This is a genomic window from Bradyrhizobium sp. cir1 (assembly GCF_014198245.1).
Classification (GTDB): Bacteria; Pseudomonadota; Alphaproteobacteria; order Rhizobiales; family Xanthobacteraceae; genus Bradyrhizobium.
The window spans coordinates 142,892-167,913 of record NZ_JACIHE010000010.1 but is presented as its reverse complement, the minus strand read 5'-3'; the positions used below and the strand labels follow the sequence as shown (position 1 = coordinate 167,913).

Below are 25,022 nucleotides of genomic sequence, written 5' to 3'. Positions count from 1 at the left end.
CGCGGGTCCTTCCAGACAGTCTAAAGCGATGGCCATCACGCTCCGTCTGTGTGAATATCGGTCCGGCACGTGCGCACCCGCCTGACAACGGCCGACGCCTTGAACGATCCCTTGCCCGAGACCATCGCCGCCGAAAGGCTGCGCCAGTACCTCGAAGACGTCGCGCGCGAGCGCGACAACGCCTATCGTGCGCTCCAGGAGCGCGAGGCCGAGCTCGCGCGCATCCAGCGCATCGGCAAGGTCGGCGGCATCGAGGTCGACTTCCGCGAGGGCTTCAAGAACCGCCGCTCGCCGGAATATCTGATGATCCATGGCCTGCCGCCGGAGGCAGCCGACGAGTCGCATGAGGACTGGGTCAACCGTATCCATCCCGATGACCGCGACGCGACGGTGAAACACTTCTTCGAGACGCTTTCCGGGGCCAGCGAGGATTACACCGCCGAATACCGCATCATCCGTCCGAGCGACGGCGAGACCCGCTGGATCCGGGTCGTCGCCAAGATCGAGCGCGACAAGGACGGCCGCGCCATCCGCCTCGTCGGCGCCCATATCGACATCACCGACCAGGCGCTCGCGCGCGAGACGCTGCGCGAGAGTGAGGAGCGCTTCCGGCTGATCGCCGACAGCGCGCCGGTGCCGATCTGGGTCACGAAGCTCGACCGCAAGCGCTCCTTCGCCAACCAGGCCTATGTCGACTTCGTCGGCCTGCCCTACGACCAGGCGATCGATTTCGACTGGCGCAAGGTGCTGCATCCGGACGACCTGCCGCATGTGCTGCAGCAATCGGTGCAAGGCGAAGCCTCGCTGAAACCCTTCGTGCTGGAAGCGCGCTACAGGAACGCCAGCGGCGAATGGCGCTGGCTGCGTTCGGAATCGCAGCCGCGCTGGGACCCGACCGGCAAGCATATCGGCTTCATCGGCGTCGCCCACGACATCACCGTCGCCAAGCAGGCCGAGATCGAGCTCCGCCGGCTCAACGAGACGCTGGAGGAACGCATCGCCGAGCGCACCGCAGAACTCGAATCCAACGAGGCCCGGCTGCGCGCGATCCTGGAGACCAGCAACCAGTATCAGGGCCTGGTCAATCTCAGCGGCGAGCTGCTCTACGCCAACAAGACCGCACTCGACGGCATCGGCGCCGAGGCGCGGGATGTCATCGGCAAGCCGTTCTGGGATACGCCGTGGTTCACGGGAACCCCCGGCATGAGCGATGTCGCCCGCGACGCCTTCAGGACTGTCCTGAAGGGCGAAGCGGTGCGGCTGGAGATGCGGCTGCGCCTGCCGATCGGCGAGCGCGATTTCGATTTCGGCATGCGCCCGGTGCTCGACCGCCACGGCAACATCACCGGCGCGGTGCCCGAGGCCGTCGACGTCACCGAGCGGCGCCTCGGCGAGGAGGCGTTGCGGCAGTCGCAGAAGATGGAGGCGATCGGCCAGCTCACCGGCGGTGTCGCGCACGACTTCAACAACCTGCTCACCATCATCCGCTCAGCGACCGACTTCCTGCGCCGGCGCGAGCTGCCGGAAGAGCGCCGCCGCCGCTATGTCGATGCCATCTCCGACACCGTCGAACGCGCCTCCAAGCTGACCGCCCAGCTCCTGGCCTTCGCGCGCCGGCAGCCGCTGAAACCACAGATCTTCAATGTCGGCAGCCAGGTCGAGGGCGTGGCTCAGCTGGTCCGGCCGCTGGTCGGCGGCCGCATCGAGATCAGCGTCCAGATTCAGGACGCGGATTGCTTCACTGTCGCCGACGTCGCACAGTTCGAGGCCGCGCTGATCAACCTCGCCATCAACGCCCGCGACGCCATGGAGGACCAAGGCCGCCTCACCATTGCCGTGCGCAAGGTGCAGGGGATTCCGAGCCTGCGCGCGCAATCGGCACGTCGCGGCGACTATGTCGCGATCTCGGTCGCGGATACCGGCAGCGGCATCGCGCCCGAACATCTCGAGTCCATTTTCGAACCGTTCTTCACCACCAAGGAGGTCGGCAAGGGCACCGGCCTCGGCCTCAGCCAGGCGTTCGGCTTCGCAAAGCAGTCCGAGGGCGACATCGCGGTGACGAGCACGCAGGGCCAAGGCGCGACCTTCACCATCTACCTGCCGCAGGCCCAGAGCCCCGCCACCGAGAAGGACGCGGCGGCGCTGACCGGCGAGGCTGCGACCACCGGGCGCGGCTACCGTGTGCTAGTGGTCGAGGACAATGACGATGTCGGCCAGTTCTCGACCGAGCTTCTGGAAGACCTCGGCTATGTGGTCCGCCGCGTCGCCAATGCCAATGCGGCGCTCGCGATTCTCGGCGAGAACGAATTCGCCGTCGACCTCGTCTTCTCCGACGTGATCATGCCCGGCATGAACGGCGTCGAGCTCGCCGGAATCATCCGCGAGCGCTATCCGGGCCTGCCCGTCGTGCTCACCTCCGGCTACAGCAACGTGCTCGCCGAAAACGCCCATCGCGGATTCGAGCTGATCCAGAAACCGTATTCGGTGGAATCGCTCTCGCGCATCCTGCGCAAGGCGATCACGGAGAAGCTGTCGGTGGCAAGGTGAGCGTGAAGTTCGCGAGAAGCAGCCCACAAACTCCGTCATTGCGAGCGCAGCGAAGCAATCCAGAATCTTTCCGCGGAGACAGCCTGGATTGCTTCGCTGCGCTCGCAATGACGACGCTGGCGCGCCGTCCTAAAACAACGGATATCGATGATATGAAACCCGCCGTCCTTTCCGCCTGGCAGACCTGGGCGCTGCTGTCGGCCTGCTTTGCGGCGCTCACCGCGATCTTCGCCAAGGTCGGCGTCGAGAACATCAATCCGGACCTCGCCACCTTCATCCGCACTATCGTCGTGCTGCTCGCCTTTTCGGCGCTGCTGTTCTTCACCGGACAATTCGTCGTGCCCTCGGCGGTCTCCTCAAAAACCTGGCTATTCCTGGTTTTGTCGGGACTTGCGACCGGCGCCTCATGGCTCTGCTATTTCCGTGCGCTGAAGCTTGGCCCCGCAACGCTGGTGGCGCCGATCGACAAGCTCAGCGTCGTCCTGGTCGCGCTGTTCGCCTTCGCCTTTCTCGGCGAGCGCCCGACGGCCCAGGGCTGGCTCGGCATCGCCATGATTGGCGCCGGCGCGGTGCTGCTGGCAATCAAGTTTTGAGGAGTCCGGCGTGATCGGGGGAACCAGTGCAACATCATGAAGGTTGCTGCCGGGGCCGCTTGGAGCCTCGATCGAGAGACCGATGTCGAGCCAGGACCCCGACCAGACGAGGCGAGCCGGCCGCGCGCTGGATGCGGCCAATTTCTTCCTCGCCGACGTCCGCGATGGGCTCGGGCCCTATCTTGCCGTTTATCTCCTGACCGAGCAGCACTGGGACGAAGCGCGCATAGGTCTCGTGATGTCGATCGCGACGATCGCCGGCATCATGGCGCAGACACCGGCCGGAGCCCTGGTCGATGCGACGCGGGCGAAACAGATGATGATGGTTGTCGCTGCCATCATGGTGACCTTAGCCTCGCTGTCATTGCCTTTGCTGCCCGGTTTTCTGCCGGTCGTGATCTCGCAAGGGATAGCGCAGGCTGCGGCCGTGATCTTTCCTCCGGCGATTGCAGCCGTCTCGCTCGGCATCTTCGGCCACGCCACCTTTACCCGGCGGATTGGCCGTAACGAGACCTTCAATCACGCGGGCAACGCGGTCGCGGCGACACTTGCCGGGCTCTCCGCCTATTGGTTCGGACCGACCGTCGTGTTCTACCTGCTCGGCGCCATGGCGATCGCAAGCCTCGTCAGCATTGTCGCCATCCCCGAACAGGCCATCGACCACGACCTTGCCCGGGGACTGCATGATGCCGACGGCGACAGCGCGCGCGAGCAACCCTCGGGCCTCGCCGTGCTGTTGACCTGCCGCCCCCTGCTCGTCTTCGCGATCTGCGTCCTGCTCTTCCATCTCTCCAACGCAGCCATGCTGCCGTTGGTCGGACAAAAACTCGCGCTCCAGGACAAGAACATGGGCACCAGCCTGATGTCGGCCTGCATCGTCGCGGCGCAATTGGTGATGGTACCGTTCGCGATGCTGGTCGGCGCGAGGGCCGACCGGTGGGGACACAAGCGCTTCTTCCTCGCGGCCCTCCTGATCCTGCCTGTTCGGGGTGCGCTCTACACACTCTCCGACAATCCGTTCTGGCTGGTCGGCGTGCAGTTCCTCGACGGCGTCGGCGCCGGCATCTTCGGCGCGATCTTCCCCGTCATCGTCGCCGACCTCATGCGCAACACCGGGCGCTTCAACGTCGCGCAGGGCGCGGTCATCACCGCTCAGGGCATCGGAGCTGCGCTGTCGACGGCGCTCGCCGGCTTCGTCGTGGTCGGCGCGGGCTACAGTGCGGCCTTCATCACGCTCGGTCTGGTCGCGGGGATCGGCGCCGTCATCTGCCTCCTCGCCCTGCCCGAGACGCGGCATGGCGCCTTGCAGCCGCAGGGGAAGACAGCGCTGCCGACATCGGATATCGCTGCCGAATGAACCCGTTCCACATTGAGGACTGAACGTGCCGTCTGACGCCATCTGGGCCTGGAGCATCATCGTCGCTGCGACCGCAGGCGTCATTATCCGCCCGTTCCGCCTGCCCGAGGCGATCTGGGCCGTCATCGGCGCCGCCGCGCTGGTGCTGCTTGGCTTCCTGCCGTGGCAGGACGCGCTTGTCGGCATCGAGAAAGGCCTCGACGTCTATCTCTTCCTGATCGGCATGATGCTGATCGCCGAACTCGCCCGGCTCGAGGGCCTGTTCGACTATCTCGCCGCGCTCGCGGTCGAGTATGCAGACGGCTCGCCGCAGCGGCTGTTCCTGCTGATCTATCTCGTCGGCACGCTGGTCACCGTGCTGCTCTCGAACGATGCCACCGCGATCGTGCTGACGCCGGCCGTCTATGCCGCAACGCGCGCGGCCGGCGCAAAGCCGCTACCCTATCTCTTCGTCTGCGCCTTCATCGCCAACGCCGCAAGCTTCGTGCTGCCGATCTCCAATCCCGCCAACCTTGTCGTGTTCGGCGCGCGCATGCCGCACCTCACGGAATGGCTGCGCCTGTTCGCCCTGCCCTCGGCGGCCTCGATCCTGCTCACCTATGTCGTGCTGCGCCTGACCCAGCACCGCGCGCTCAAGGAAGAGACCATCGCTCGCAGCGTGCCGCATCCAAAGCTCGGCCGCGGCGGCAAGCTGACGGCAATAGGCATCGTCGCGATCGGAATCGTGTTGGTCACGGCCTCTGCGCTGGACAAGCAATTGGGCCTGCCGACCTTTGTCTGCGGCGTGGCGACGGCCGCGCTCGTGCTGCTGCTCAGCAGTCAGTCCCCGCTGCCGGTGCTGCGGGGCGTGTCGTGGAGCGTGCTGCCGCTGGTCGGCGGCCTCTTCGTGATGGTGGAAGCGCTGGTGAAGACGGGCGTGATCGGACAGCTCAGCGCGCTGCTGCACCAGGCGGTCGCGCAATCGGTGCCCCAGGCCGCCTGGAGCGTCGGCATCGCCACCGCGATCGGCACCAATATCGCCAACAATCTTCCGGTCGGCCTTATCGCCGGCTCGGTCGCCGCCAGCGATCATCTGCCGGCGCCGGTCGTCAGCGCGATCCTGATCGGCGTCGATCTCGGACCGAACATGTCGGTGACGGGATCGCTCGCCACCATCCTCTGGCTGGTTGCGCTCCGGCGGGAGAAGATCGAGCTCAGCGCCTGGCCCTTCCTCAAGCTCGGCCTACTGGTGACGCCGCCCGCTTTGATCGCGGCGCTGGCGGCGGCGATCAGGTAGCGGCAGCGAATTCACTGTAGTTGTTTGCGGTGCATCAATGCCGGCCGTGCGACCGCGGCTAGAGTTCACTTGTCGCGTGCTTCAGACATGCCGCGGCAAGGAAGGTTCATCATGCAGATTCAATCAAAGGCGCTGCCGCAGAGTTTCTCCTTGCGCCGCGCGATTCAAGGTTTCATTCCGCCGAACGAGAGCCGAGCTGAGACGTCTCATCCCCTGCTGATCTTCTCCGCAGCGGCGCTGTTCACCCTGTTTGCCATCGTACAGATCGATTTCCACACCGCCCAGTTCCAGGCGATCGGCCTGCTCGGCCACGGAGTCGGGATCGATCCCATCTTCTTGAGCCCGTAGCGAGAGAAGCCCGATCGCGGCCCTAGAGCATGATCCGGAAAAGTGTGAAGCGGTTTTCCGAAAAGATCATGCTCAAACAAAGAGCTAAAGCGCGATGACGATTCAACCTAATCTCATCGCGCTTTAAGGCCGCGACCGGGCAATTTGTCAGTCGTTCTCGTAGCCGTAAACTTCCGGCAGGATGAAGATTGCGGCGAGCAATCCGATCAGCGGGAAGATCGCCACGAACAGCGTGGCGTTGGCCTGTCCGATCGCGGCGAACAGCGAGGGGAACAGGAAGATCGCCAGGAACGACGGCAGCTTCACGAACATGTAGGCGAAGCCACTCGCCGTGCCGCGGTATTGCGGACGAGCGACCATGGTCGGAATCGTCATGCAGTTCGAGGCGTCCCAATAGTGGCCCCAGAGCATGCCGGCCGCTGCGAACGGCAGCAGCATCTTGTTGCCGGTGTAGAGCGCGAAGGCAGCGAACAGCAGCGATACCAGCACGATCGAGAAGCCGGCGATCGAGATGCCACGGTGGCCGATCTTCGGCGTCAGCAAGGGTCCGACCCAGCCCGACAGCCCCGCGAAGGCAAACAGCGCCATTGTCACCAGATTGTTGCCGAGAATCGACGAGACGCCGACCATCGCGAACAGTACCGGCAGGTAGAACGCGAAGGTCGAGAACTCGCTTGCTTGCATGAAGCAGGCGATCCACCCGTAGACCGTCGCGCGCCAGCGGATCGGATCCTTCTTGAGGTCAGCCAGAAACGCGCGGGTCGAGACCTTCGGCACCTTGACGTCCTGGTCCGGCAGCATGTCGAGATTGTCGTTGAACATCTCGCGCGCGACCTGCTTGGCCTCGCGGTAGCGTCCCTTCTGCACCAGCCACACCGCCGTCTCCGGCACGTCGTGGCGCATGATCAGGATGATGAGCGCCGGCACCGCGCCGAGACCGAGCGTCACGCGCCACAGCATCTCGTGCTGCATGTCGATCAGCAGGAAGATCACGATGACGCCGATGGTCAGGACTTCACCCACGGCGAACATGAACTGCCAGCGGTTGCCCATGACCTCGCGCTCACCCTTGGCCATGGATTCCATGATGTAGGTGTAGCCGGTCGAGATGTCCGAGCCGAGCGGGATGCCGAGCAGGAAGCGGATCACGACGAGCCAGCCCACGCTCGGCACGAAGGCCTGCGCCAGCGCCAGCACGATGAACAGCACCATCGTCACCAGGAACATCACGCGGCGGCCGATCTTGTCGGACAGCCAGCCGCCGAGCAGCGCGCCGATCAGGGCGCCGCCCTGCGTGCCCGCGGCGGCGAGGCCGAGCATCAATGGATCGGGATTGTACTGCTCCTTGATGAAGATCAGCACGAAGGCGATCGAGTAGAGATCCCAAGCCTCCACCAGGATCGAGGCCATCATCAGCCAGCCGACCTTGTTACCCTTTGGACTGTAGTTCGTAATGAGGTAGCGGACCGCGGCCTCGCTCGCGGTCGGTTGTGGCATGGCCATTGTCTGCATGTTTGGTCCTCTCTTCAAAACTCTTCAAAGCGCGATGAGATCAGGATGAATCGTCATCGCGCTTTAGCTTGTTGTTTTGAGCATGATCTCTTCGGAAAACCGCTGCACACTTTTCCGGATCATGCTCTACGCGCCGAGTAGCGGCTCGATGCTGCAATCGAGCAGGCGCGGATCGATCCCCGCCTCCATGCCCGTGAACATCTCGCCCATGTAGTCGATCAGCGCATCGCTGGCCTTCACGGCGTCCTCGACGCGGCGGCTGGCGACGGCACTGAGAATGGCGAGATGATGGTCGATCGTGCCGGACAGATCGGCCTGCCCCGGCATGAAGCGGTGATGGATGTAGCCGATGCGGCGGTACAGCGTGTGCAGCGGCCGCAACGTGTGCACCAGGAACGGTTCGCCGGCCGCCTCCAGCACCAGCGCGTCGATGCGCCGGTCGATGCTGTTGAATTCGTCGAGGGTCAGGCTGGCGCGGCGCTCGCGCAACAGGCGCTCGATGTGCAGCGCCTGATTGCGATGCGACAGGCTGGCACGATCGGCCGCAAGGCGGATCACGAAGCGCTCCATGTCACGGCGCAGGCCAAGCAGCATGCGCTCGCGCGCCAGGTCGATCGGCGCGATGTGCAGGCCGTGACGCGGGCGGATGATGATGAGCGTGTCGGCGGAGAGACGATTGACGGCGTGATGCACCGGTGTGCGCCCGAAGCCGGTGATCTGCTGCAATTCCAGCATCGTCATGAATTGTCCGGGCTTCAGCTCGCAGTGAACGAGCAGTTCCTCGATCCTCTGATAGGCCAGCTCGAAGAAGTTGAGACGGTTGCGGCGGGAGGGCCTGCCCTCGCCGTCGTCATCGTGTCTCACCACCTCGAGCGTGCGCTTGCGCCGTGCCATGTCGTCCTCTCCCGTCAGCCCGCGCTCTCGTTGCTAGGTGGCGCCTTGTTTGTGGCACCCTTAAAACATGTTGTGATATATTACAAGCAGGCGTAAGACGTCCGCACGACCTGCAACATGTTGCAATGCAAAATGAGACGTCGGGCGCGAGGCGCCCGTAATGGGAGGACAATGGCCGTGAAGATCACGTCGATCGAGACGCTGCGCACCGAGGAATTCTCCAACGTCATCTGGGTGCGCATCCACACCGATAGCGGCGTGATCGGTCTCGGCGAAACCTTCTATGGTGCGGGCGCGGTCGAGGCGCAGATCCACGACACCTTTGCCGGCCGCCTGCTCGGCCGCAATCCGCTGCACATCGAGGCGATCCATCGCGACATGCTGAACCTGCCGATGGCGCAGTCCTCCACCGGCGTCGAGTATCGCGCGGCTTCCGCGATCGACATCGCGCTGTGGGACCTGTTCGGCAAGGTCTGCAATCAGCCGGTGCACCAGATGCTCGGCGGCCTCTGTCGTGACAAACAGCGCATCTACAACACCTGCGCCGGCACGCAATATGTCCGCTCGACCAATATCAGCCCGGTCGCGAACTGGAATCTCGGCGCTTCCAAAGGTCCCTACGAAGATCTCGACGGCTTCATGAACCATGCCGATGCGCTCGCCGAAAGCCTGCTCGAAAGCGGCATCTCCGCCATGAAGATCTGGCCGTTCGACCCGGCGGCGCAGGAAAACAAGGGCCTCTACATTACCGCCGCGCAGATGAAGCAGGCGATCGAGCCGTTCGAGAAGATCCGGAAAGCCGTCGGCGACAAGATGGAGATCATGGTCGAGCTCCACTCGCTGTGGAACCTGCCGACCGCCAAGCAGATCGCACGTGCGCTGGAACCCTACAAGCCGACCTGGTACGAAGACCCGATCCGGATGAACTCGCCGCAGGCGCTGGCCGAATATGCCCGTTCCACCGACGTCTGGGTCTGCGCCAGCGAGACGCTGGGCTCGCGCTTCCCCTACAAGGACATGCTCGACCGCGACGCCATGCATGTCGTGATGGCCGATCTGTGCTGGACCGGCGGCCTCACCGAAGGCCGCAAGATCGCGGCGATGGCCGAGACCTATCACCGTCCCTTCGCGCCGCACGATTGCATCGGCCCGATCGGCTTCATCGCCGCCATCCACATGTCGTTCAGCCAGCCCAACACCTTGATCCAGGAATCGGTCCGCGCCTTCTACAAGGGCTGGTACAATGAGCTCGTCACCACGATGCCCGTGATCAAGGACGGCTACGTTTTCCCGATGGAAGGCCCCGGCCTTGGCGTCGACCTCCTGCCTGCTGTCTTCGAGCGCAGCGATCTCACCGTGCGCCGCTCCAACGTCTGAGGAATTCTTGAGATGAGCACCTCCCTCTTCGATCTCTCCGGCCGCACCGCGCTCGTGACCGGCTCCTCCCGCGGCCTCGGCCGCGCCATTGCCGAGGGCATGGCCAAGGCCGGCGCGAAGATCATCATCAACGGCGTCGATCCAAAGCGCGTCGAGCAGGCCGTCGCCGAGTTTCGCGCCGCCGGCTACCAGGCCGAAGGCGCGGCCTTCAACGTCACCGACGAGCCCGCGATCGTTGCCGCCTTCAACGACTTCGACAGACAAGGCATTGCGGTCGACATCGTCGTCAACAATGCCGGCATCCAGCACCGCAAGCCGCTGGTCGAGTTCACCACTGACGAATGGCGCAAGGTGATCGAGACCAACCTCACCAGCGCCTTCGTGATCGGTCGCGAGGCGGCCAAGCGCATGATCCCGCGCAAGCACGGCAAGATCATCAATATCGGCTCGCTCGGCAGCGAGCTGGCGCGCCCCACCATCGCGCCCTACACCGCGGCCAAGGGCGGCATCAAGAACCTCACGCGCTCGATGGCGGTGGAATGGGCCCAGCACGGCATCCAGGCCAATGCGATCGGCCCCGGCTACATGCTCACCGACATGAACGAGGCGCTGGTCAACAACGCCGATTTCAACAACTGGCTGATGGGCCGCATCCCCTCCAAGCGCTGGGGCAAGCCGGACGAGCTGGTGGGCGCGGCGATCTTCCTCGCCTCCGATGCCTCCACCTATGTCAACGGCCAGATCATCTATGTCGATGGCGGCATGATCGCCGCGATGTGATCCGCGAAGACAACGAAGGAGCAACCCATGCGCGCCGTCGTCATTCACGCCCCGAAGGACCTGCGGATCGATACCTATCCTGATCCCGCGCCCGGTCCGGGCGAGGTCCGCGTCAAGATCGCCAATGGCGGCATCTGCGGCTCCGACCTGCACTACTATCATCACGGCGGTTTCGGCGTCGTGCGCATCCAGCAGCCGATGGCGCTGGGCCACGAGATCGCCGGCGTGGTTGCGGCGGTCGGTGACGGCGTCACCAGCGTGAAATCAGGCACCCGCGTTGCGGTCAATCCGAGCAAGCCGTGCGGGACGTGCCTGCATTGCCAGGAAGGCATGCGCAACCAGTGCCTCGACATGCGCTTCCTCGGCAGCGCGATGCGCTTTCCTCATGTGCAGGGCGGCTTTCGCGAGTTCATCACGGTCGATGCGACGCAGGCCGTGCCGATCTCAGACAAGCTCTCGCTCGCGGAAGCCGCGGTGGCCGAGCCGCTCGCGGTGTGTCTGCATGCCGGCAAGCAGGCCGGCCCCCTGCTCGGCAAGCGCGTGCTGATCACCGGCTGCGGCCCGATCGGCGCGCTGATGATTTTGGTCTCGCGCTTCGGCGGTGCATCCGAAATCGTGGTGACTGATGTGGCCGACGCCCCGCTCGCGGTTGCGAAAAAGCTCGGCGCCACGCATGCCGTCAACGTCGCGACCAATGCCACCGCGCTCGATCCCTGGCGCGCCGGCAAGGGCGTGTTCGACACGCTGTTCGAGGCCTCCGGCAACCAGGCCGCGCTCCGCACCGCGCTCGACGTGCTCAGGCCCGGCGCAACCCTGGTGCAGCTCGGCCTCGGCGGCGAGATGACGCTGCCGATCAACTCGATCGTCGCCAAAGAATTGCAGCTCCGCGGCACCTTCCGCTTCGATCCCGAGTTCGAGCTGGCGGTGCGGCTGATGGGCGAAGGCCTGATCGACGTCAAGCCGCTGATCACGGCGACCATGCCGTTCGAAAACGCGGTCGCCGCCTTCGAGCTCGCCAGCGACCGTTCGCAGTCGATGAAGGTGCAGCTGACGTTCTAGGGCATGATCCGGGAAAGTGTGCAGCGGTTTTCCCTCGCGACAAACGCGTAACGCGTTTGCGCGGAGATCATGCTCAAACAATAAAGCTACTGGCTCTCGATCAGCCGGTCGCTGACCAGGCGGACCGCACCCCGCTTCCACGAATAGTCCGCGCCCATGCGCAGGCCGCTGTCGCCGCGCGTCAGCACCTCACCGGTCCTGGCATCGCGGAGCTGGAAGCCGAGCGTGTATTCGGTGCGGCTGACCCGCCGCACCACCCCGATCAGCGACTGGTCCGCACCTAGCTTTTGCGCGATCCCGGCCTCGCAGCCGCCACAGTCGCGCAAGGCGTGCACCTTCGTTGTCTCGCCGCTGACATCGACGATGCGGTAGCGGCCGGACTGGCTGAGCGACTCGCGCACGCTGGCGGTGACTTCGGCCAGATACGACGCATCCGACGTGGCCGACGCACCGCCTGACGCAGCAGTCGTGTCCTCGAGCTCGAACTCGAACACAGCCAGCGCGACCGGCGCGGGCGTAGCGAGCGCGGCCATCACCTCGCGGGAGACAAACATCTCGGCCCGCTCCCATGCTTCATCATTGTCGCCGCGGAAGGTGTAGAGCTTGTCCATCACGAGCTTTTTGGCGCCGACATCGATCACGGCGACCTTGGCCCATTGCACCAGCGTGCTGGTCTTCTGGATGCCGCCGATGACCTTGAACGCCGCGCCGTCCTGGGCCGATGGCGTGAGCCGGTAGCGACCGTCCGCACTGACATCCCGCCTGAGCGCAGCCATGAACGCCGACAGCCGCCGCTCGTGGGCCGCGGTCTGGTTGGCCGGCTCGGCAGACGTGTCGGTATAGCTGAAATCGTCCATGGCAACGCCGATGGCCTCGGCGCCGGCCGGCGAATGAGAGAGGACGAACAGGAGAACAGCAGCGAGAATCAACCGGGAGCGGTGCATGAACGCCTCGTGGGATGGAGCGGCCCCGCAAATCTGGACGGGTCGCCTGAGACCGCGCAGCCGTGACTGTCCCGACGAACGCCGGGAAAATTTCACGACGTTGCAGTGCAGTACGGCGGGAACGCTTCCCGCCGCCTGCGTTCTGCCGTTTAATACAGTGGCGACAATTCCGTTCGCATCAGGTGCCTGCCGATGTGGAACCGTCCGAGGTTCGATCTCAAGGTCCGTCTGACGCTGCGCGTGGCCGCCATATCGGCCGCCTGCTTCGCCGCGATCTCCGCCTATTTCCTTGTCACGGCTGACCGCGCGGCGCACGCGCGCAGCGACAGCATTGCCGCCATTGTGGCGAAGTCGCTGGAGCTGCAACAAGGCAAGATCCAGTGGGTGGCCGGCCCGCGCTCGGACTTTCCAAATCTTGATCCCGTCGCGGCCTATGTGATGACGCCCGGCCTGTGCCTGGCATTCCGTGGCCCCGGCGGCGACATGCTGCAGCGCTTCTGCAGCGGCGCGCCTGCCCCGGCGAGCCCGCCGCCGCAGGCCTTCGCCGCCTTCTACCGCAGCCTGTTCGACCCAGGCCGCGAGGCGGCGCGGCCGGTGATCGTGCGCGGCACGAAGCTCGGCGAGACCGTGGTCTCGGTCGATCCGGCGGTGCAGACTGCCGAGGCCTGGCACGAGGCCGGCCGTCTCATGATCGCGCTTGCGATCGCATTGCCGCTGCTGTGCGCGCTGGTCTACGCCGCGCTGGCGCGCGCGCTGCGGCCCACCCGGATGATCCGAACCGGTCTCGAACGCATCGCCGCCGGCGACCTCACGACGCGACTGCCGCCGTTCGACCTCGCCGAGCTCTCTGCCATCCGCGATGTCTTCAACCATCTCGCCCAAAGCCTCGACACCGCGCTTGCCGAGCGCAGCGAGCTGACGCGGAAACTGATCGCGCTCCAGGACGAGGAACGCCGCCATCTCGCCCGCGAGCTGCACGACGAGTTCGGCCAGTCGCTGGCCGCCATCCGCGCGCTGGCCTCCTCCGCCCGCCAGACTGCCGCGCAGGATTGCCCGTCCCTGCTGTCCGAATGCGACGGCATTTCGCGGACCGCAACCGGCATGATGGAGACGCTGCGCGGCACGCTGTTCCGGCTGCGGCCGCCCGACGTCGAGGAGCTCGGGCTTGTCGCCAGCCTCGAAGGCCTGGTCGCCGGCTGGAACGGGCGCAGCCACGGCGAGACGCGGTTTTCGATCCGTTTCGACGGCGCCTTCGAGATCCTGCCCGCCGCGGTCAGCGCCAACCTCTACCGCATCGTGCAGGAGGCCCTTACCAACGCCGCCAAGCATGCCGGCGCCACCAGGGTGAGTCTGGAATTGACGATGCGTCCCGACGAGATCGCGCTTGCGATCGACGATGACGGTCGGTCGAACGAGCCCGCCGCGAAATCGGGCATGGGCCTGCTCGGCATGCGCGAACGCGTCGCGGCGCTCCGCGGCCGGCTGAGCTTTGAAGCCGGACCGAACGGCGGCTCCGCCCTGCGTGTCGTCATTCCGCTCGAAGCCGTCGATCGGCAGTTCCTGGATCATGCGGCATGAGCGCGGGCGATGCGACCATCCTGCTGGTCGACGACCATTCGGTGGTCCGCGAGGGCTATCGCTCGGTGCTCGAGAAGCAGCCCGGCCTGCGTGTCGTCGCCGAAGCGTCCGACGGCGCGGAGGCCTACCGGCTGTACAAATCCGAGGCGCCGGATCTCGTCATCATGGATTTGAGTATGCCCGGCATCGGCGGCATCGAGGCCGTGAGGCGCATCCGGCAACGGGACAAGGGCGCAAAGATCCTCGTCTTCACCATGCACCAGAATGCCGGCTTTGCCGTGCAGGCGATCCGCGCCGGCGCGCGGGGCTATGTCACCAAGACCAGCCCGCCCGAGACCTTGGTGCGCGCGGTGATGGACGTGCTCGCCGGCAGGATCGCCATCAGCCCCGATATCGACCACGAGCTCGCACTGAGCCGGCTCGCCGGCGAGAGCTCGGCGGCGGACGTGCTCACGCCGCGCGAGTTCGAGGTGCTGCGGCTGCTGCTCGCCGAGAGGACGACGGACGAGATCGCCGAGACGCTGCACGTCAGCCCGAAGACGGTGGCGAACCTGCATTCCCTGATCAAGGACAAGCTCGGCGTCGGCTCCGACATCGAGCTGGTCCGCCTGGCGCTGCGCCAGGGATTGCTTACGCAGGTCGATCTCGGCGAAGCGTGATCGACGCCGAGAAGCGACCGATCATTCGCGCGCGACGACCGAGTCCAGCCATGCGCAGTTGAGCGGCGGCACGCGCGGATCGGCGACGCGCACGCCGCGCGCAGCCGCATCCATCCGCATGTCGCGCAGGCGCTTGCGCTGCTCCTCCGGCATGTTGAGCCGCTCGTGGCCCCACAGCGACGGGCCGTCGAACGTCTCGTGCGGCTGCCAGGTTTCGGGGTCGATGACGCGCCCGCCCCAGCCATATTCGATGAAGAAGCCGGAGGGCGTATTCACGTAGAACGACGTCATGTGGTCGTTGGTATGCCGGCCCAGCGTATAGACGACGCGACCATCTTCGAGCTGCGCGAGGTCGTAGCCCTGCCCGACATCGTCGAGGCTGCCGAGCTCGACCATGAAATGATGCATCGCCTTGCGCCCGGAGCCGACCATCGCAAAGGAGTGGTGGCGGCCGTTGACGTGGAAGAAATAGAGCCCGTAAGGCTTGAGTCCGAAATCCGAGACGTGGAAGCCGAGCACGTCCCGATAGAACGGCAACAGCGGCTCGACGTCCTCGACATTGAGCACGACGTGCCCCATGCCGAGCGCTCCGGTGCGGAAACCCGAGATCGGCCGACCCGGCTTGAACGGCTCGCTCGCGAGCTCCGGCTTGCAGAAGGCCTCCAGCCGGTTGCCGGCGGGATCAGCGAACGTGATCAGCTCGGCCACATGCCGTTCGTCGGCCAGCGCGCGCGAGCCGCGCGCGACCTTGACGCCGTGGCTTTCCAGTCGGCCCGCCAGCTGATCCAGTTCAGCGGTCGACGGCACCTCCCAGCCCATCACGGCCAGCCCGGCATCGCTGCTGCCGTCGACGATCAGCCGCTGCTTGCGATCGTCCATGCGGAAGGCGCGCATCTTGCCGCCTCGATCGACCTGCTGCATGCCGAGCAGCCCGGTCGCCATCCGGCCCCATTGGTCGAGCTGCGACGAGTTGATCCCGATATAGCCGAGCGCGGTGATTTCCATCGACGTTCTCCCAAAGGCATCGCCCCCGCTGCACTGCGGCGAACTTGATACCGGCCGCGCACGATCCTACGGTGACGTTCCGCAATCGCTTCGCGTTCGCAAAGACGATAATCGCGCAGCCGAGCGCCACAAGGGAGGAAATACGAAGTGTCCAAGGAGCGGACGCGGAACGGACAGCCGCGGCAGTCGGAGGGCGTCCGCGCCTTCAAGCGCGGGCTGGATGTGCTGCAGGAGGTCAACCGCTCCGGCGGCATTCGCGCCGGCGACGTCGCCCGCGCGCTCGACCTGCCCCGCCCGACCGTCTACCGCCTGCTCGAGACGCTGGAGGAACTCGGCTATGTCGCGCGCAGCGCCAGCGATGATCGTTTTCGCGTCACCCGGCTCGCCCTGAGCCTCGGCGATGGCTACGACCCCGGCGTGGTGATCTGCCAGGCGGCGGCGCCTTATCTCGCCGAGCTCAGCAAGACCCTGGTCTGGCCGGTCGACCTCTCGACTTACGAGAACGCCGCGATGGTGGTGCAGGAAACCACGCATTCGCGCAGCCCGCTCTCGATCGACCGCGGCATGATCGGCAAGCGCCTGCCGATGCTGCGAACCTCGGCCGGCCGCGCCTATCTCGCCGCCTGCCCGGCGCGCGAGCGCGATTTGATCATCAATCATCTGCGCCGCATCGATGAGGTCGACGACCGCCCCTTCCTCGACCAAAGCCGCCTCGATCAGATGATCGCCGAGACGCAGGCGCGCGGCTACGCGATCCGCATTGAAGGCGAATACAATCCCAAGACCGCCTCGATCGCCGTGCCGATCATCCGCGATGAAGTTGTGTTCGGCTGCATCTCGATTATCTGGATCCGGTCGGCGCTTTCGCTCGACGAAGCCCTCGCCGGGTTCGTCGCACCGCTGCGCGAAACGGCGGCCGCCATCTCGATCGAGTCCTAGGGTGCTCTGGACCCGGCACGCCGTTGTGAACTCACCGCCTGGGAGGACGCATCAAAAACGGCGCGGCATTGTGGGCTGAGCTGATCTCGCTGAGCGGCCATGCAGCTCCTGATCTGGTCCCGATCGGGAACATAAGCGGCGCAAAGCCGAAGGGCGTCTCCCATGCAGGCTTGGCGCTGGTCAGCCTCGCTCGGGCCGGACTGGGCCAGGGCCGGCGTGATCGTTGCGCTCAGCAAGGCAAGAACAAGACGAAATTGCATGGGAATACTCACTCTCTCGCGTTGGCGCTTGGCAAGGCTGGCGATGTCGTCCAGCGTCATGATGGAAGGTGAAGAAACGTCGCGATGGTCGTCTCGACGAGCAGATCGCGAGAAGTTTCCGGGTCGATCTCGGGGGCAATTCGATTCAGCAGCATCGGAAAGGCCGGCGGCTGATTCAGCGCAGCGTTGAGAAGCGCAAAGAACAGCGCGGGATGGCGACTGCGAATGATGCCTGCTTCAATACCGGCGGAAAAAAGCTGACGAACCGTCGCGTAGGCCGGACGCAGAAGTTGATCCGACACCAGCACGGCCCGCTCCGGCACTTCCGTGGCATGCCGAAGGACGAAATCCCTGACATCCGGATGCGCAGCATAGAAGGCGGCGATCGCGGAGATCACGCCGCAAAGCCGTTCACCGAGCGGGCGCTCGGAATCGCAGGCGATCTCCTGGACGCCGGCCATGGCCGGAAGCCCAAGCGCGACGACTCGATCGAGGCACGCCTCCCAGAGCGCAGCCTTGTTGCCGAAATGAACGCGAACAAGGTTGGCGCTGACATTGGCAGCCGCAGCAACGCTGCGCAGATCGGCGCCATCGAAACCATGGCAGGCAAACGCATGGATGGCCGCCGCCAGGAGCGCCTCGCGGCCATCCGGCATATCCTTGCTACGGCGCCCTCGCGGGCGCGACGGCACAGCGGTCTTCCTTCTGGCTTTCACCATGATCACCTGCATATATGTTCAGATGTACATATACGCAATCGTACGCTCATTGCAAGAGCTGACCATGCGCGGGCCTTGTCCGGCCGAGACGTCCGCGCCCGAAGCGCATCTGTCCGCTGGACGGACACTCGGCGCAGCAGCGTTGAAGCGGCAGCCCGCCCGGGGACAAAGATGTCCCCATGCAAGATAAATCCGCCATTTCGGAATTCGATGTTGTCATCGTCGGCCGCGGCCCCGTTGGCGCCACGCTGGCCAATCTGCTTGGCCTTTGCGGCGTGCGGACGCTGGTACTGGAACGCGAGGCGCAGGCCTATCATCTGCCTCGCGCGGTGCATTTCGACGACGAATGCATGCGCGTATTCCAGACCATTGGCCTTGCCGATGCGATCCTGCCACATGTCATCCTCAGCCCCGGCATGCTCTTCCTCGACGCCAACGGCACGATGTTGCTGGATTGGTCGCGCCCGCAGACGCCGACGCCGATGGGCTGGCATCTCAGCTACCGCTTCCACCAGCCCGATCTGGAGGACGTGCTGATCGGCGGCCTTTCGCGCTGGCCGCATGTCACCTTGCGCAGCCGCTGCGAGGTGTTCGCGCTGGACCAGGACGAGACCGGCGTGCGCGTCCGCTATGAGGATCTCTCCAACGGCACGCTCAACGAGGTCCGCGCCGGCTATGTGATCGGCTGCGACGGCGCACGCTCTCTGGTTCGCCGCTTCATCGGCTCCGGGATGGATGATCTCGGCTTCCACGAGCGCTGGCTTGTGATCGACGTCCTGCTCAAGCGCGCGCGCGACGATCTCGGCGACTACAGCCTCCAGCACTGCGATCCCAGGCGGCCGGCGACCTATGTTCGCGGCACCGGCACGCGACGCCGCTGGGAGATCACGGTCCTTCCGGACGAAGATTCGAACGACGTCGCGCAGCCGGCAAAGGTCTGGGAACTGCTGTCGCGCTGGATTACGCCCGACGATGCCGAGCTCGAACGGGCCGCGGTCTACACTTTTCATTCGGCGATCGCGCAGCAATGGCGGAGCGGTCGGCTGCTGCTTGCGGGCGACTCCGCGCACCAGACCCCGCCCTTCCTCGGCCAGGGCATGTGCGCCGGCATCCGCGATGCCGCCAACCTCGCCTGGAAGCTCGCCGACGTCATCCGCGGCGGCGCGAGCACCGATCTCCTCGACACCTATCAGAGCGAACGGCTGCCGCACGTGCGCGAGTTCATCGAGCTCGCCATTCGCCTCGGCGGTGTCATCAACACCAAGGCGATCGAGGCCGGCCTTGCCGCCGGCGAAGCGCGCGAGAACGCGCCGGTCAGGCTGGAAGTGAAGAAGCCCCTGCTCGGGCCCGGGCTCGCGTTCGGCGACCTGCTGCTGGCCGGACATCTCGCACCGCAGTTCATGCTGAGCGACGGACGCCGCAGCGACGACCGGACCGGCTATCATCATGTGCTGCTCGTCGAGACCGCGGCCGCACTGCCCTCGCGCCTCGCGCTGTCGCAGGCGGGGATCGAGATCCTTGCCGACGACGACGCCGAAGGCGTCGGAGACTGGCTGCGTGAGCACGGCATCGTCGCCGCACTGGCTCGTCCCGACCGCTACATCCGCGGCACCGCCCGCAACGAGACCGAGCTCGAACGGCTCGTCGCCGCCGTCATTCCTGCAACCCAAATTCCTCCAGCCCAAGCGCCGTCCGCGGCCTGATCGAACCCACTTTCAAGGACATCTCATGAAGCTACTCTCATTCGTCGCCGGCGGACGCGCCTCCTTCGGGGCCGTCAAGGACAATGGCGTCGTCGATCTTGGCGCGCGCATGGCGCCCTGTGCCACGCTGCGGCAGCTGCTCGAAGCCGGTCGCCTCGCCGAGGCGGCGAAGATCGTCGCATCCGCTAACCCCGATCATCCGCTCGACAAGATCGCCTTCGCCCCCGTCATCCCCGATCCCGGCAAGATCATCTGCGTCGGCCTCAACTACCGCGACCACGTCGCCGAAACCGGTCGCACCGTCACCGAGAAGCCGGCGCTGTTCGTCCGCTTCCCTTGCAGCCAGGTCGGCCACCTCCAGCCCATCGTGAAGCCTGATGTGAGCGACGATTTCGACTATGAGGGCGAACTCGCGCTCGTCATCGGCAAACAAGGCCGGCACATTCCCGCGAGCCGTGCGCTCGACCATATCGCCGGTTATGCCTGCTACAACGAGGGCAGCATCCGCGACTGGCAGCGCCACACCAGCCAGTTCCTCGCCGGCAAGACTTTTGCCGAGAGCGGCAGCTTCGGCCCGTGGCTGGTAACGGCTGATGAAATTCCCGATCCGTCGAAGCTCAGCTTGCAGACGCGGCTCAACGGCGCCGTGGTGCAGGACACCACCACTGATCTCCTGATCACCGCCATCCCCGAGCTGATCGCCTACATCTCGACGATCTGCCCGCTCGTCCCCGGCGACGTCATCGTCACCGGCACACCCGGCGGCGTCGGCGCCAAGCGCACGCCGCCTTTGTGGATGCGCCCGGGCGACACCGTCGAGGTCGAGATCTCCGGCATCGGAATTTTGCGCAACAAGGTCATCGCCGAGGCGACCTGACCACCTCGACCGATCAATCAACGATAAAATCAGGAAACGCCATGACCACCATTCGCACGACATCTACCGCCTTCCTGCTGATCACACTGGCGCTCGCAAGCCTCCCCGCGCGCGCCGAGATCAAGGGCGACGCCATCCGCATCGGCGTGCTCACCGACATGAACGGCGTGTTCGCGACCGCGATGGGCCCGGGCTCGGTCGAGGCGGCGCGAATGGCGGCGGAGGAGTTCGGCGGCAAGATCAACGGCAAGCCGATCGAGATCTTGCAGGCCGATCACCAGAACAAGCCGGACCTTGCGGCCTCGCTCGCCCGCAAATGGTTCAGCGACGGCGTCCAGGCAATCGCCGACGGCGGCAGCTCGGGCGCTGCGCTCGCGGTGCAGGAGCTGGTGCGCGGCAACGGCAAGATCTTCCTCGTCTCCGGCGCCGGCGCCAACCAGCTCACCGACGACGCCTGCGCGCCGACCAGCGTGCAGTGGACCCAGGACGCCTATTCCACCGCGACAGCGGTCGTCTCCGGCATCATGCAGACCAGCAAGGAGCCATGGTTCTTCATCACCGGTGACTATGCCTTCGGCCATTCGATCGAGGCGACCGCGCGCGACCGCATCGCGGCGCTCGGCGGCAAGGTCGCCGGCAGCGTGAAGGCACAGCTTGGCACGCCCGATTACAGCTCCTTCCTGCTCCAGGCGCAGTCGTCGGGCGCCAAGATCCTCGCCATCAACGTCGCCGGCGACAATGCCACCGCGATCAAGCAGGCCGAGGAATTCGGCCTTGCCGCGCAGGGCATGAAGATCGTGCCGATGTCGTTTCAGAACGTCGACATCGAATCGGTCGGGCTGAAGGCTACGCGCGGTGACCTCATCGTCACCTCGTTCTTCGAGGACGTCTCGCCCGCTGCCCGAAAATTCTCGGATGCATTCTATGCGCGGCGCAAGGCGATGCCCTCGCAGATCCAGGCCGGCGTCTATTCCGCCGTGCGTCACTATCTGCAAGCGGTGAAGGACACCGACTCCGACGACAGCGCGGCCGTGATGGCCAAGATGAAGGCGACACCGGTGTCGGATGCCTACACCACCAACGGCCGCATCCGCGAGGACCAGCGCATGGTGCACGATCTCTATCTGGTGCAGGTCAAGACGCAGGAGGAATCCAGGGGCCCGTGGGACTTCGTCAAGCTGGTCGCGACGATCCCGCCCGACCAGGCCTTCCGCCCGCTCGACCGCAGCAAATGCAGCCTGGTCGGCAAATAGAGCGTTCTCAAGCGAAGTGGAACCGGTTCGCGTGAAGAAAACGCGTAAAAACAAGAATCAATCTCAGGCCAGATAGCGCGTCAGATACCCTTCCATCGCATAGAGCGCGCAGAGCGCGAGGCTCGACCACACGGCGGCACTGAAATACAGGAACATCCAGGTCAGCTCGCCCTTCCAGTGCGCGATGTCGTGGGTCACCACCCAGCGCGTCGCGACGTCATGCAGGCCTTCGAGCAGGCCGAGGAATTTGTTGCCCTCGGCGTGCCCTGCCCGCCAGCGGCTGAGATACATCGGCACGTCGACGGTGACGAGGAAGGCGAGGAAGCAGGCAATGCCGACGATGCCGGCGATCAGCGCCCAGCGCACCGCGCCCTGGAACTCCGGCATCAGGCGGCACAGCGCGATGCCGGCGAGGAAGAAGGTCACCGCCCACAGCGAGTTCTCGATCGCGTTGAAGAGGAAATTGGTCGTCACCACCGCGTACCAGGAGAAGCACTCCGCGATGATGATGACCGGCACGATCACGAGCGCGATGTTCACCGCCGTCTCGGCACCCGCCATCTTGCCGAGCTGATGCAGGATGATGGCCCATTGCGCGGCGAAGCAGACCTCGGCCACGGTCGCGACCGAGCGGCCGACGAAGACGCTGGAGAGCCAGGTGTCGAACAGGCAGATGCGCTGGACGTCGGCGCGTGGCAGCACCGAGCGGAAGGCGCAGCCGAACACGTAGCCGGCGCAGAGCAGGAACATCAGCCCGATATCGGAGCCGCCGCCGACACTGCCTGCAACCGTCGGGTAGAACTCGCGGTACAGCATGAACCAGACGAGGATGTTGGCGCTGCTCACAAGCGTCAGCGACCCCCACCACCACGCGAGGGGATTTGACCGCGCCTGCCACTGCAACATGATGAATCGCTCCGCTTTAATCGACGTGACATCTAGCGGTAGCAATTCTGTCATAATTCAGTAGCACGACGCGACAGAAATCGATGTCATGATACTGTCATAATAGCACTGCGCGCTGGCATAATCGCGAAAGCGGCTGCGCTCCCCTCCGTTTCAAGTTCGTTCCAGGGACACCTATCCGGAGCCCCTGGAATCATGCGGGGACTTATCTCTTCATCCCCGCCACATACGCCGCGAGCTTATCCAGCGTCTGGTAGCCGTATTCGACGGCGCCGAAGCCGATCATGCCGTCGCGCTGTTCGGTGCTCGAGGCCAGCTGCCGCATCATCAGCACCGTCTTGCCGTTACTCTGTTCGGCGAACGTGAGGGTGAAGCGGAACATGCCGGGATCATCATCCTGGTCGACGCCGTGATCCATCTCCATCAAGGACGGCCGCTCGATGCGGCGGAAACGCATGCGGTTCGGATAGACCGTCCCGTCCGGGCCGATCATATTGAAGCGCCAGACGCCGCCGACGCGGACGTCGATCTCGAAGGTCTCGACCTTGAAGCCCTTCGGCCCGAACCATTGCGGCAGATGCTTCGGGTCGGACCACGCCTCGAACACCAGGTCGCGCGGCGCGTCGATCACGCGCGACATCACGATCTCGCGGTCGAGCGACCATTGCGACAAGGCGGGATTGGCAGAATTCGTCATCACTCGGAACCTTTCTTCTTGGTTGTACGTGACGGCCGCTTGGCGGCCGCCCTCTCCTTCTTCAGCTTCATCACATAGGCTTCGAACCGGTCGAGCCGCGCCTCCCAGATCGCGCGCTGCTGCTGGAACCAGTCTTCCGCGCCGACAAGCGCGTCCGGACTGAGCCGGCAGGTGCGCACCCGGCCGGACTTCTCCGACTCGACCAGCCCGCTCGCCTCGAGCACGTGGATGTGTTTCATGAAACTCGGCAGCGCCATGTCGAAGGGATCCGCGAGTTCGCCGACCGAAGCCTCGCCGGCGCACAGCCGCATCACGATCGCCCGCCGCGTCGGATCGGCAAGGGCTGCGAAGATCTGGTCGAGCCGGGATAATTGGTTAGCCATGGAGCTAACTATATGATCCCCGAGCGATGGGTGTCAATAATTGTTAGCTGATCGGCTAAGTTAAACTTCATAGCCCGCCACGCGGAACCCACAACGCGGAATCGTGAATTGGGACACGGGCCCCTCCCCGCTAAAAGACGGTCGGGGGCGCACAAGCATCAATCATTCGAGCACGTTCCGCCTGCTGTCATGTCATCCCCGATCACCCGGCGAAGCTTCGCCCGGGCCGCGCTCATTCCTCTTGCGATCGCGCTTGGCCCGCGCCGCGCATCTGCGGATTCCGACATGATCGCGCAGTTGCGCGACATCGTCGCTGCCGAGCTCGCGCCGACCGCGACGCCGGATCATCCGGGCGGCCTCGCCGCTGCGCTCTATGCCGGCCGCCATGTCGAGTTCTTCACCTATGGCTTTGCCGACGACACCACACGACGGCCGGTGACGCCCGATACGCTGTTCAACCTCGCCTCGCTGCGCAAGGCGTTCGAGGCAACGCTGGTCGCGCTCGGTACGCTTCGCGGCGAGCTGCGGCTCGACGATCCCTTGCAAAAATATCTTCCGGAGCTTGATGGCGACGACATCCGCCGCGTCACCGTCGGCGAGCTCGTCACCCATACGTCGGGGCTGCTGCTGCCGACCGACCATCCGCCCTGGCCGAACGAGCAGTTTTCGCGCCCGCAGTTCATCGAGATGCTCAACGCGTGGAGACCGCAGGCTGGCGAGCAGCCCGGCAAGCAACGCATCTACAGCCACGCCGGCTACGTGCTGCTCCAGCTCGTGCTCGAAAATTGCTACCGCGCGCCGATCGCAACGCTGTTCCAGCAGCGCATCCTTGGACCGCTCGGCATGACCGCGACCTCTCTGCCGGAGCGAGGCGAGGACAACCGCGCCGTCATGGACGCGGCCTGGATGCAGCGCGTGGTCCAGGGCTATTCGGATCAGGGCATGGCGATCGGCCCGATCGGCAGCCAGCAGAGCTATTTCGATTTTCCCGGCACCGGCCAGATGTTTTCGTCTGCGCGGGATCTTTCGACCTTCGTCGCGGCCTGCCTCGACAGCCGCTCGGTCGACCCGCATCTGCGCGAGGCGCTGCGGATGACGCAGCACGAGACCTTCCGCGTCGACGAGACATTCGGGCAAGGCATGGCCTGGGAGACCGTGCGCCTGCCCGGCGTCACAATCGTCGACAAGCCGGGCGGGCTCAACAATGCCTCCGGCTATCTCGGCCTCGTGCCAGCACGGCGGATCGGCATCGTGCTGCTCGCCAATCGCGGCGAATATCCGCACGAGATCGCGCGCTACAAGATCCTTCCCGCCCTCGCGCATCTGGTCGCCTCGCACGGTGGCTGAGCTCAAAAG

At 65.2% G+C, this 25,022-nt stretch carries 23 protein-coding genes; 15 read left to right on the top strand and 8 right to left on the bottom strand.

Annotated elements, in window-relative coordinates; all coding sequences use genetic code 11:
• Positions 1 to 69: 69 nt before the first annotated feature.
• The 5 genes from GGD63_RS21435 (at position 70) to GGD63_RS21415 (ending at position 6,121) form a co-directional block, all read left to right on the top strand.
• Positions 70 to 2,547, top strand: a complete 2,478-nt coding sequence (locus GGD63_RS21435; RefSeq protein ID WP_183245142.1) for a PAS domain-containing sensor histidine kinase — start codon at positions 70 to 72, stop codon at positions 2,545 to 2,547.
• A gap of 152 nt (positions 2,548 to 2,699) precedes the next feature.
• Complete coding sequence (locus GGD63_RS21430; protein WP_183245141.1) at positions 2,700 to 3,140, top strand: EamA family transporter; 441 nt, start codon at positions 2,700 to 2,702, stop codon at positions 3,138 to 3,140.
• A gap of 82 nt (positions 3,141 to 3,222) precedes the next feature.
• Complete coding sequence (locus GGD63_RS21425; protein WP_183245140.1) at positions 3,223 to 4,497, top strand: MFS transporter; 1,275 nt, start codon at positions 3,223 to 3,225, stop codon at positions 4,495 to 4,497.
• Positions 4,498 to 4,522: 25 nt separating this feature from the next.
• Complete coding sequence (locus GGD63_RS21420) at positions 4,523 to 5,773, top strand: arsenic transporter (protein WP_183245139.1); 1,251 nt, start codon at positions 4,523 to 4,525, stop codon at positions 5,771 to 5,773.
• A gap of 111 nt (positions 5,774 to 5,884) precedes the next feature.
• The gene (locus GGD63_RS21415) at positions 5,885 to 6,121 is read left to right on the top strand and encodes a hypothetical protein (protein ID WP_183245138.1); all 237 of its coding nucleotides are present in this window, start codon (positions 5,885 to 5,887) and stop codon (positions 6,119 to 6,121) included.
• A gap of 147 nt (positions 6,122 to 6,268) precedes the next feature.
• On the opposite strand, the gene GGD63_RS21410 is transcribed toward GGD63_RS21415, so the two are convergent.
• Positions 6,269 to 7,633: an MFS transporter gene (locus GGD63_RS21410; RefSeq protein WP_183245137.1), complete on the bottom strand. Its 1,365-nt coding sequence runs from the start codon at positions 7,631 to 7,633 to the stop codon at positions 6,269 to 6,271.
• A 126-nt stretch (positions 7,634 to 7,759) separates the two neighbouring features.
• Positions 7,760 to 8,527, bottom strand: a complete 768-nt coding sequence (locus GGD63_RS21405) for a GntR family transcriptional regulator (RefSeq protein ID WP_183245136.1) — start codon at positions 8,525 to 8,527, stop codon at positions 7,760 to 7,762.
• A 177-nt stretch (positions 8,528 to 8,704) separates the two neighbouring features.
• Between GGD63_RS21405 and GGD63_RS21400 the strand changes: the two genes are divergently transcribed.
• The 3 genes from GGD63_RS21400 to GGD63_RS21390 are packed head-to-tail and all read left to right on the top strand — an operon-like array spanning position 8,705 to position 11,743.
• The gene (locus tag GGD63_RS21400) at positions 8,705 to 9,904 is read left to right on the top strand and encodes a mandelate racemase/muconate lactonizing enzyme family protein (RefSeq protein ID WP_183245232.1); all 1,200 of its coding nucleotides are present in this window, start codon (positions 8,705 to 8,707) and stop codon (positions 9,902 to 9,904) included.
• 12 nt (positions 9,905 to 9,916) lie between these two features.
• On the top strand, positions 9,917 to 10,684 hold the full coding sequence (locus GGD63_RS21395) for an SDR family oxidoreductase (protein ID WP_183245135.1): 768 nt from the start codon (positions 9,917 to 9,919) through the stop codon (positions 10,682 to 10,684).
• A gap of 27 nt (positions 10,685 to 10,711) precedes the next feature.
• A complete protein-coding gene (locus GGD63_RS21390; RefSeq protein WP_183245134.1) occupies positions 10,712 to 11,743 on the top strand; it encodes an L-idonate 5-dehydrogenase in 1,032 nt (343 codons plus the stop codon).
• A gap of 86 nt (positions 11,744 to 11,829) precedes the next feature.
• On the opposite strand, the gene GGD63_RS21385 is transcribed toward GGD63_RS21390, so the two are convergent.
• Complete coding sequence (locus tag GGD63_RS21385; protein WP_183245133.1) at positions 11,830 to 12,687, bottom strand: DUF3280 domain-containing protein; 858 nt, start codon at positions 12,685 to 12,687, stop codon at positions 11,830 to 11,832.
• 192 nt (positions 12,688 to 12,879) lie between these two features.
• Here GGD63_RS21385 and GGD63_RS21380 point away from each other — a divergent pair, with 192 nt between their 5' ends.
• Positions 12,880 to 14,265 carry a sensor histidine kinase gene (locus GGD63_RS21380; RefSeq protein WP_183245132.1) on the top strand — a complete coding sequence of 462 codons (1,386 nt, stop codon included), beginning with the start codon at positions 12,880 to 12,882 and terminating at the stop codon, positions 14,263 to 14,265.
• Entirely contained in the window at positions 14,262 to 14,924 is a 663-nt protein-coding gene (locus GGD63_RS21375) for a response regulator transcription factor (RefSeq protein ID WP_183245131.1), read from the top strand. Before GGD63_RS21380 ends, GGD63_RS21375 begins: the two co-directional genes overlap by 4 nt.
• A gap of 21 nt (positions 14,925 to 14,945) precedes the next feature.
• Here the strand turns inward: GGD63_RS21375 and GGD63_RS21370 are convergent, their stop codons facing one another.
• Positions 14,946 to 15,929, bottom strand: a complete 984-nt coding sequence (locus GGD63_RS21370; protein WP_183245130.1) for a VOC family protein — start codon at positions 15,927 to 15,929, stop codon at positions 14,946 to 14,948.
• A gap of 147 nt (positions 15,930 to 16,076) precedes the next feature.
• On the opposite strand from GGD63_RS21370, the gene GGD63_RS21365 reads away from it, so the two are divergent.
• Positions 16,077 to 16,868, top strand: a complete 792-nt coding sequence (locus GGD63_RS21365) for a DNA-binding transcriptional regulator (protein WP_183245129.1) — start codon at positions 16,077 to 16,079, stop codon at positions 16,866 to 16,868.
• Between the two features lie 316 nt (positions 16,869 to 17,184).
• Here the strand turns inward: GGD63_RS21365 and GGD63_RS21360 are convergent, their stop codons facing one another.
• Positions 17,185 to 17,859 carry a TetR/AcrR family transcriptional regulator gene (locus tag GGD63_RS21360; protein WP_246785579.1) on the bottom strand — a complete coding sequence of 225 codons (675 nt, stop codon included), beginning with the start codon at positions 17,857 to 17,859 and terminating at the stop codon, positions 17,185 to 17,187.
• Between the two features lie 167 nt (positions 17,860 to 18,026).
• Between GGD63_RS21360 and GGD63_RS21355 the strand changes: the two genes are divergently transcribed.
• The 3 genes from GGD63_RS21355 to GGD63_RS21345 are packed head-to-tail and all read left to right on the top strand — an operon-like array spanning position 18,027 to position 21,680.
• Positions 18,027 to 19,550, top strand: a complete 1,524-nt coding sequence (locus GGD63_RS21355; protein ID WP_183245128.1) for a bifunctional 3-(3-hydroxy-phenyl)propionate/3-hydroxycinnamic acid hydroxylase — start codon at positions 18,027 to 18,029, stop codon at positions 19,548 to 19,550.
• A gap of 25 nt (positions 19,551 to 19,575) precedes the next feature.
• On the top strand, positions 19,576 to 20,427 hold the full coding sequence (locus GGD63_RS21350) for a fumarylacetoacetate hydrolase family protein (protein WP_183245127.1): 852 nt from the start codon (positions 19,576 to 19,578) through the stop codon (positions 20,425 to 20,427).
• Positions 20,428 to 20,468: 41 nt separating this feature from the next.
• Complete coding sequence (locus tag GGD63_RS21345; protein ID WP_183245126.1) at positions 20,469 to 21,680, top strand: ABC transporter substrate-binding protein; 1,212 nt, start codon at positions 20,469 to 20,471, stop codon at positions 21,678 to 21,680.
• A gap of 63 nt (positions 21,681 to 21,743) precedes the next feature.
• On the opposite strand, the gene GGD63_RS21340 is transcribed toward GGD63_RS21345, so the two are convergent.
• The 3 genes from GGD63_RS21340 to GGD63_RS21330 all read right to left on the bottom strand — a co-directional run bounded on the left by GGD63_RS21340 (position 21,744) and on the right by GGD63_RS21330 (position 23,666).
• Positions 21,744 to 22,586: a hypothetical protein gene (locus GGD63_RS21340; RefSeq protein ID WP_183245125.1), complete on the bottom strand. Its 843-nt coding sequence runs from the start codon at positions 22,584 to 22,586 to the stop codon at positions 21,744 to 21,746.
• 205 nt (positions 22,587 to 22,791) lie between these two features.
• The gene (locus GGD63_RS21335; RefSeq protein WP_183245124.1) at positions 22,792 to 23,283 is read right to left on the bottom strand and encodes an SRPBCC family protein; all 492 of its coding nucleotides are present in this window, start codon (positions 23,281 to 23,283) and stop codon (positions 22,792 to 22,794) included.
• Positions 23,283 to 23,666 carry a helix-turn-helix transcriptional regulator gene (locus tag GGD63_RS21330; protein WP_183245123.1) on the bottom strand — a complete coding sequence of 128 codons (384 nt, stop codon included), beginning with the start codon at positions 23,664 to 23,666 and terminating at the stop codon, positions 23,283 to 23,285. The genes GGD63_RS21335 and GGD63_RS21330 overlap by 1 nt, the downstream gene beginning before the upstream one ends.
• Positions 23,667 to 23,951: 285 nt before the next feature.
• On the opposite strand from GGD63_RS21330, the gene GGD63_RS21325 reads away from it, so the two are divergent.
• Positions 23,952 to 25,013 carry a serine hydrolase gene (locus GGD63_RS21325; protein ID WP_183245122.1) on the top strand — a complete coding sequence of 354 codons (1,062 nt, stop codon included), beginning with the start codon at positions 23,952 to 23,954 and terminating at the stop codon, positions 25,011 to 25,013.
• Positions 25,014 to 25,022: the final 9 nt, after the last annotated feature.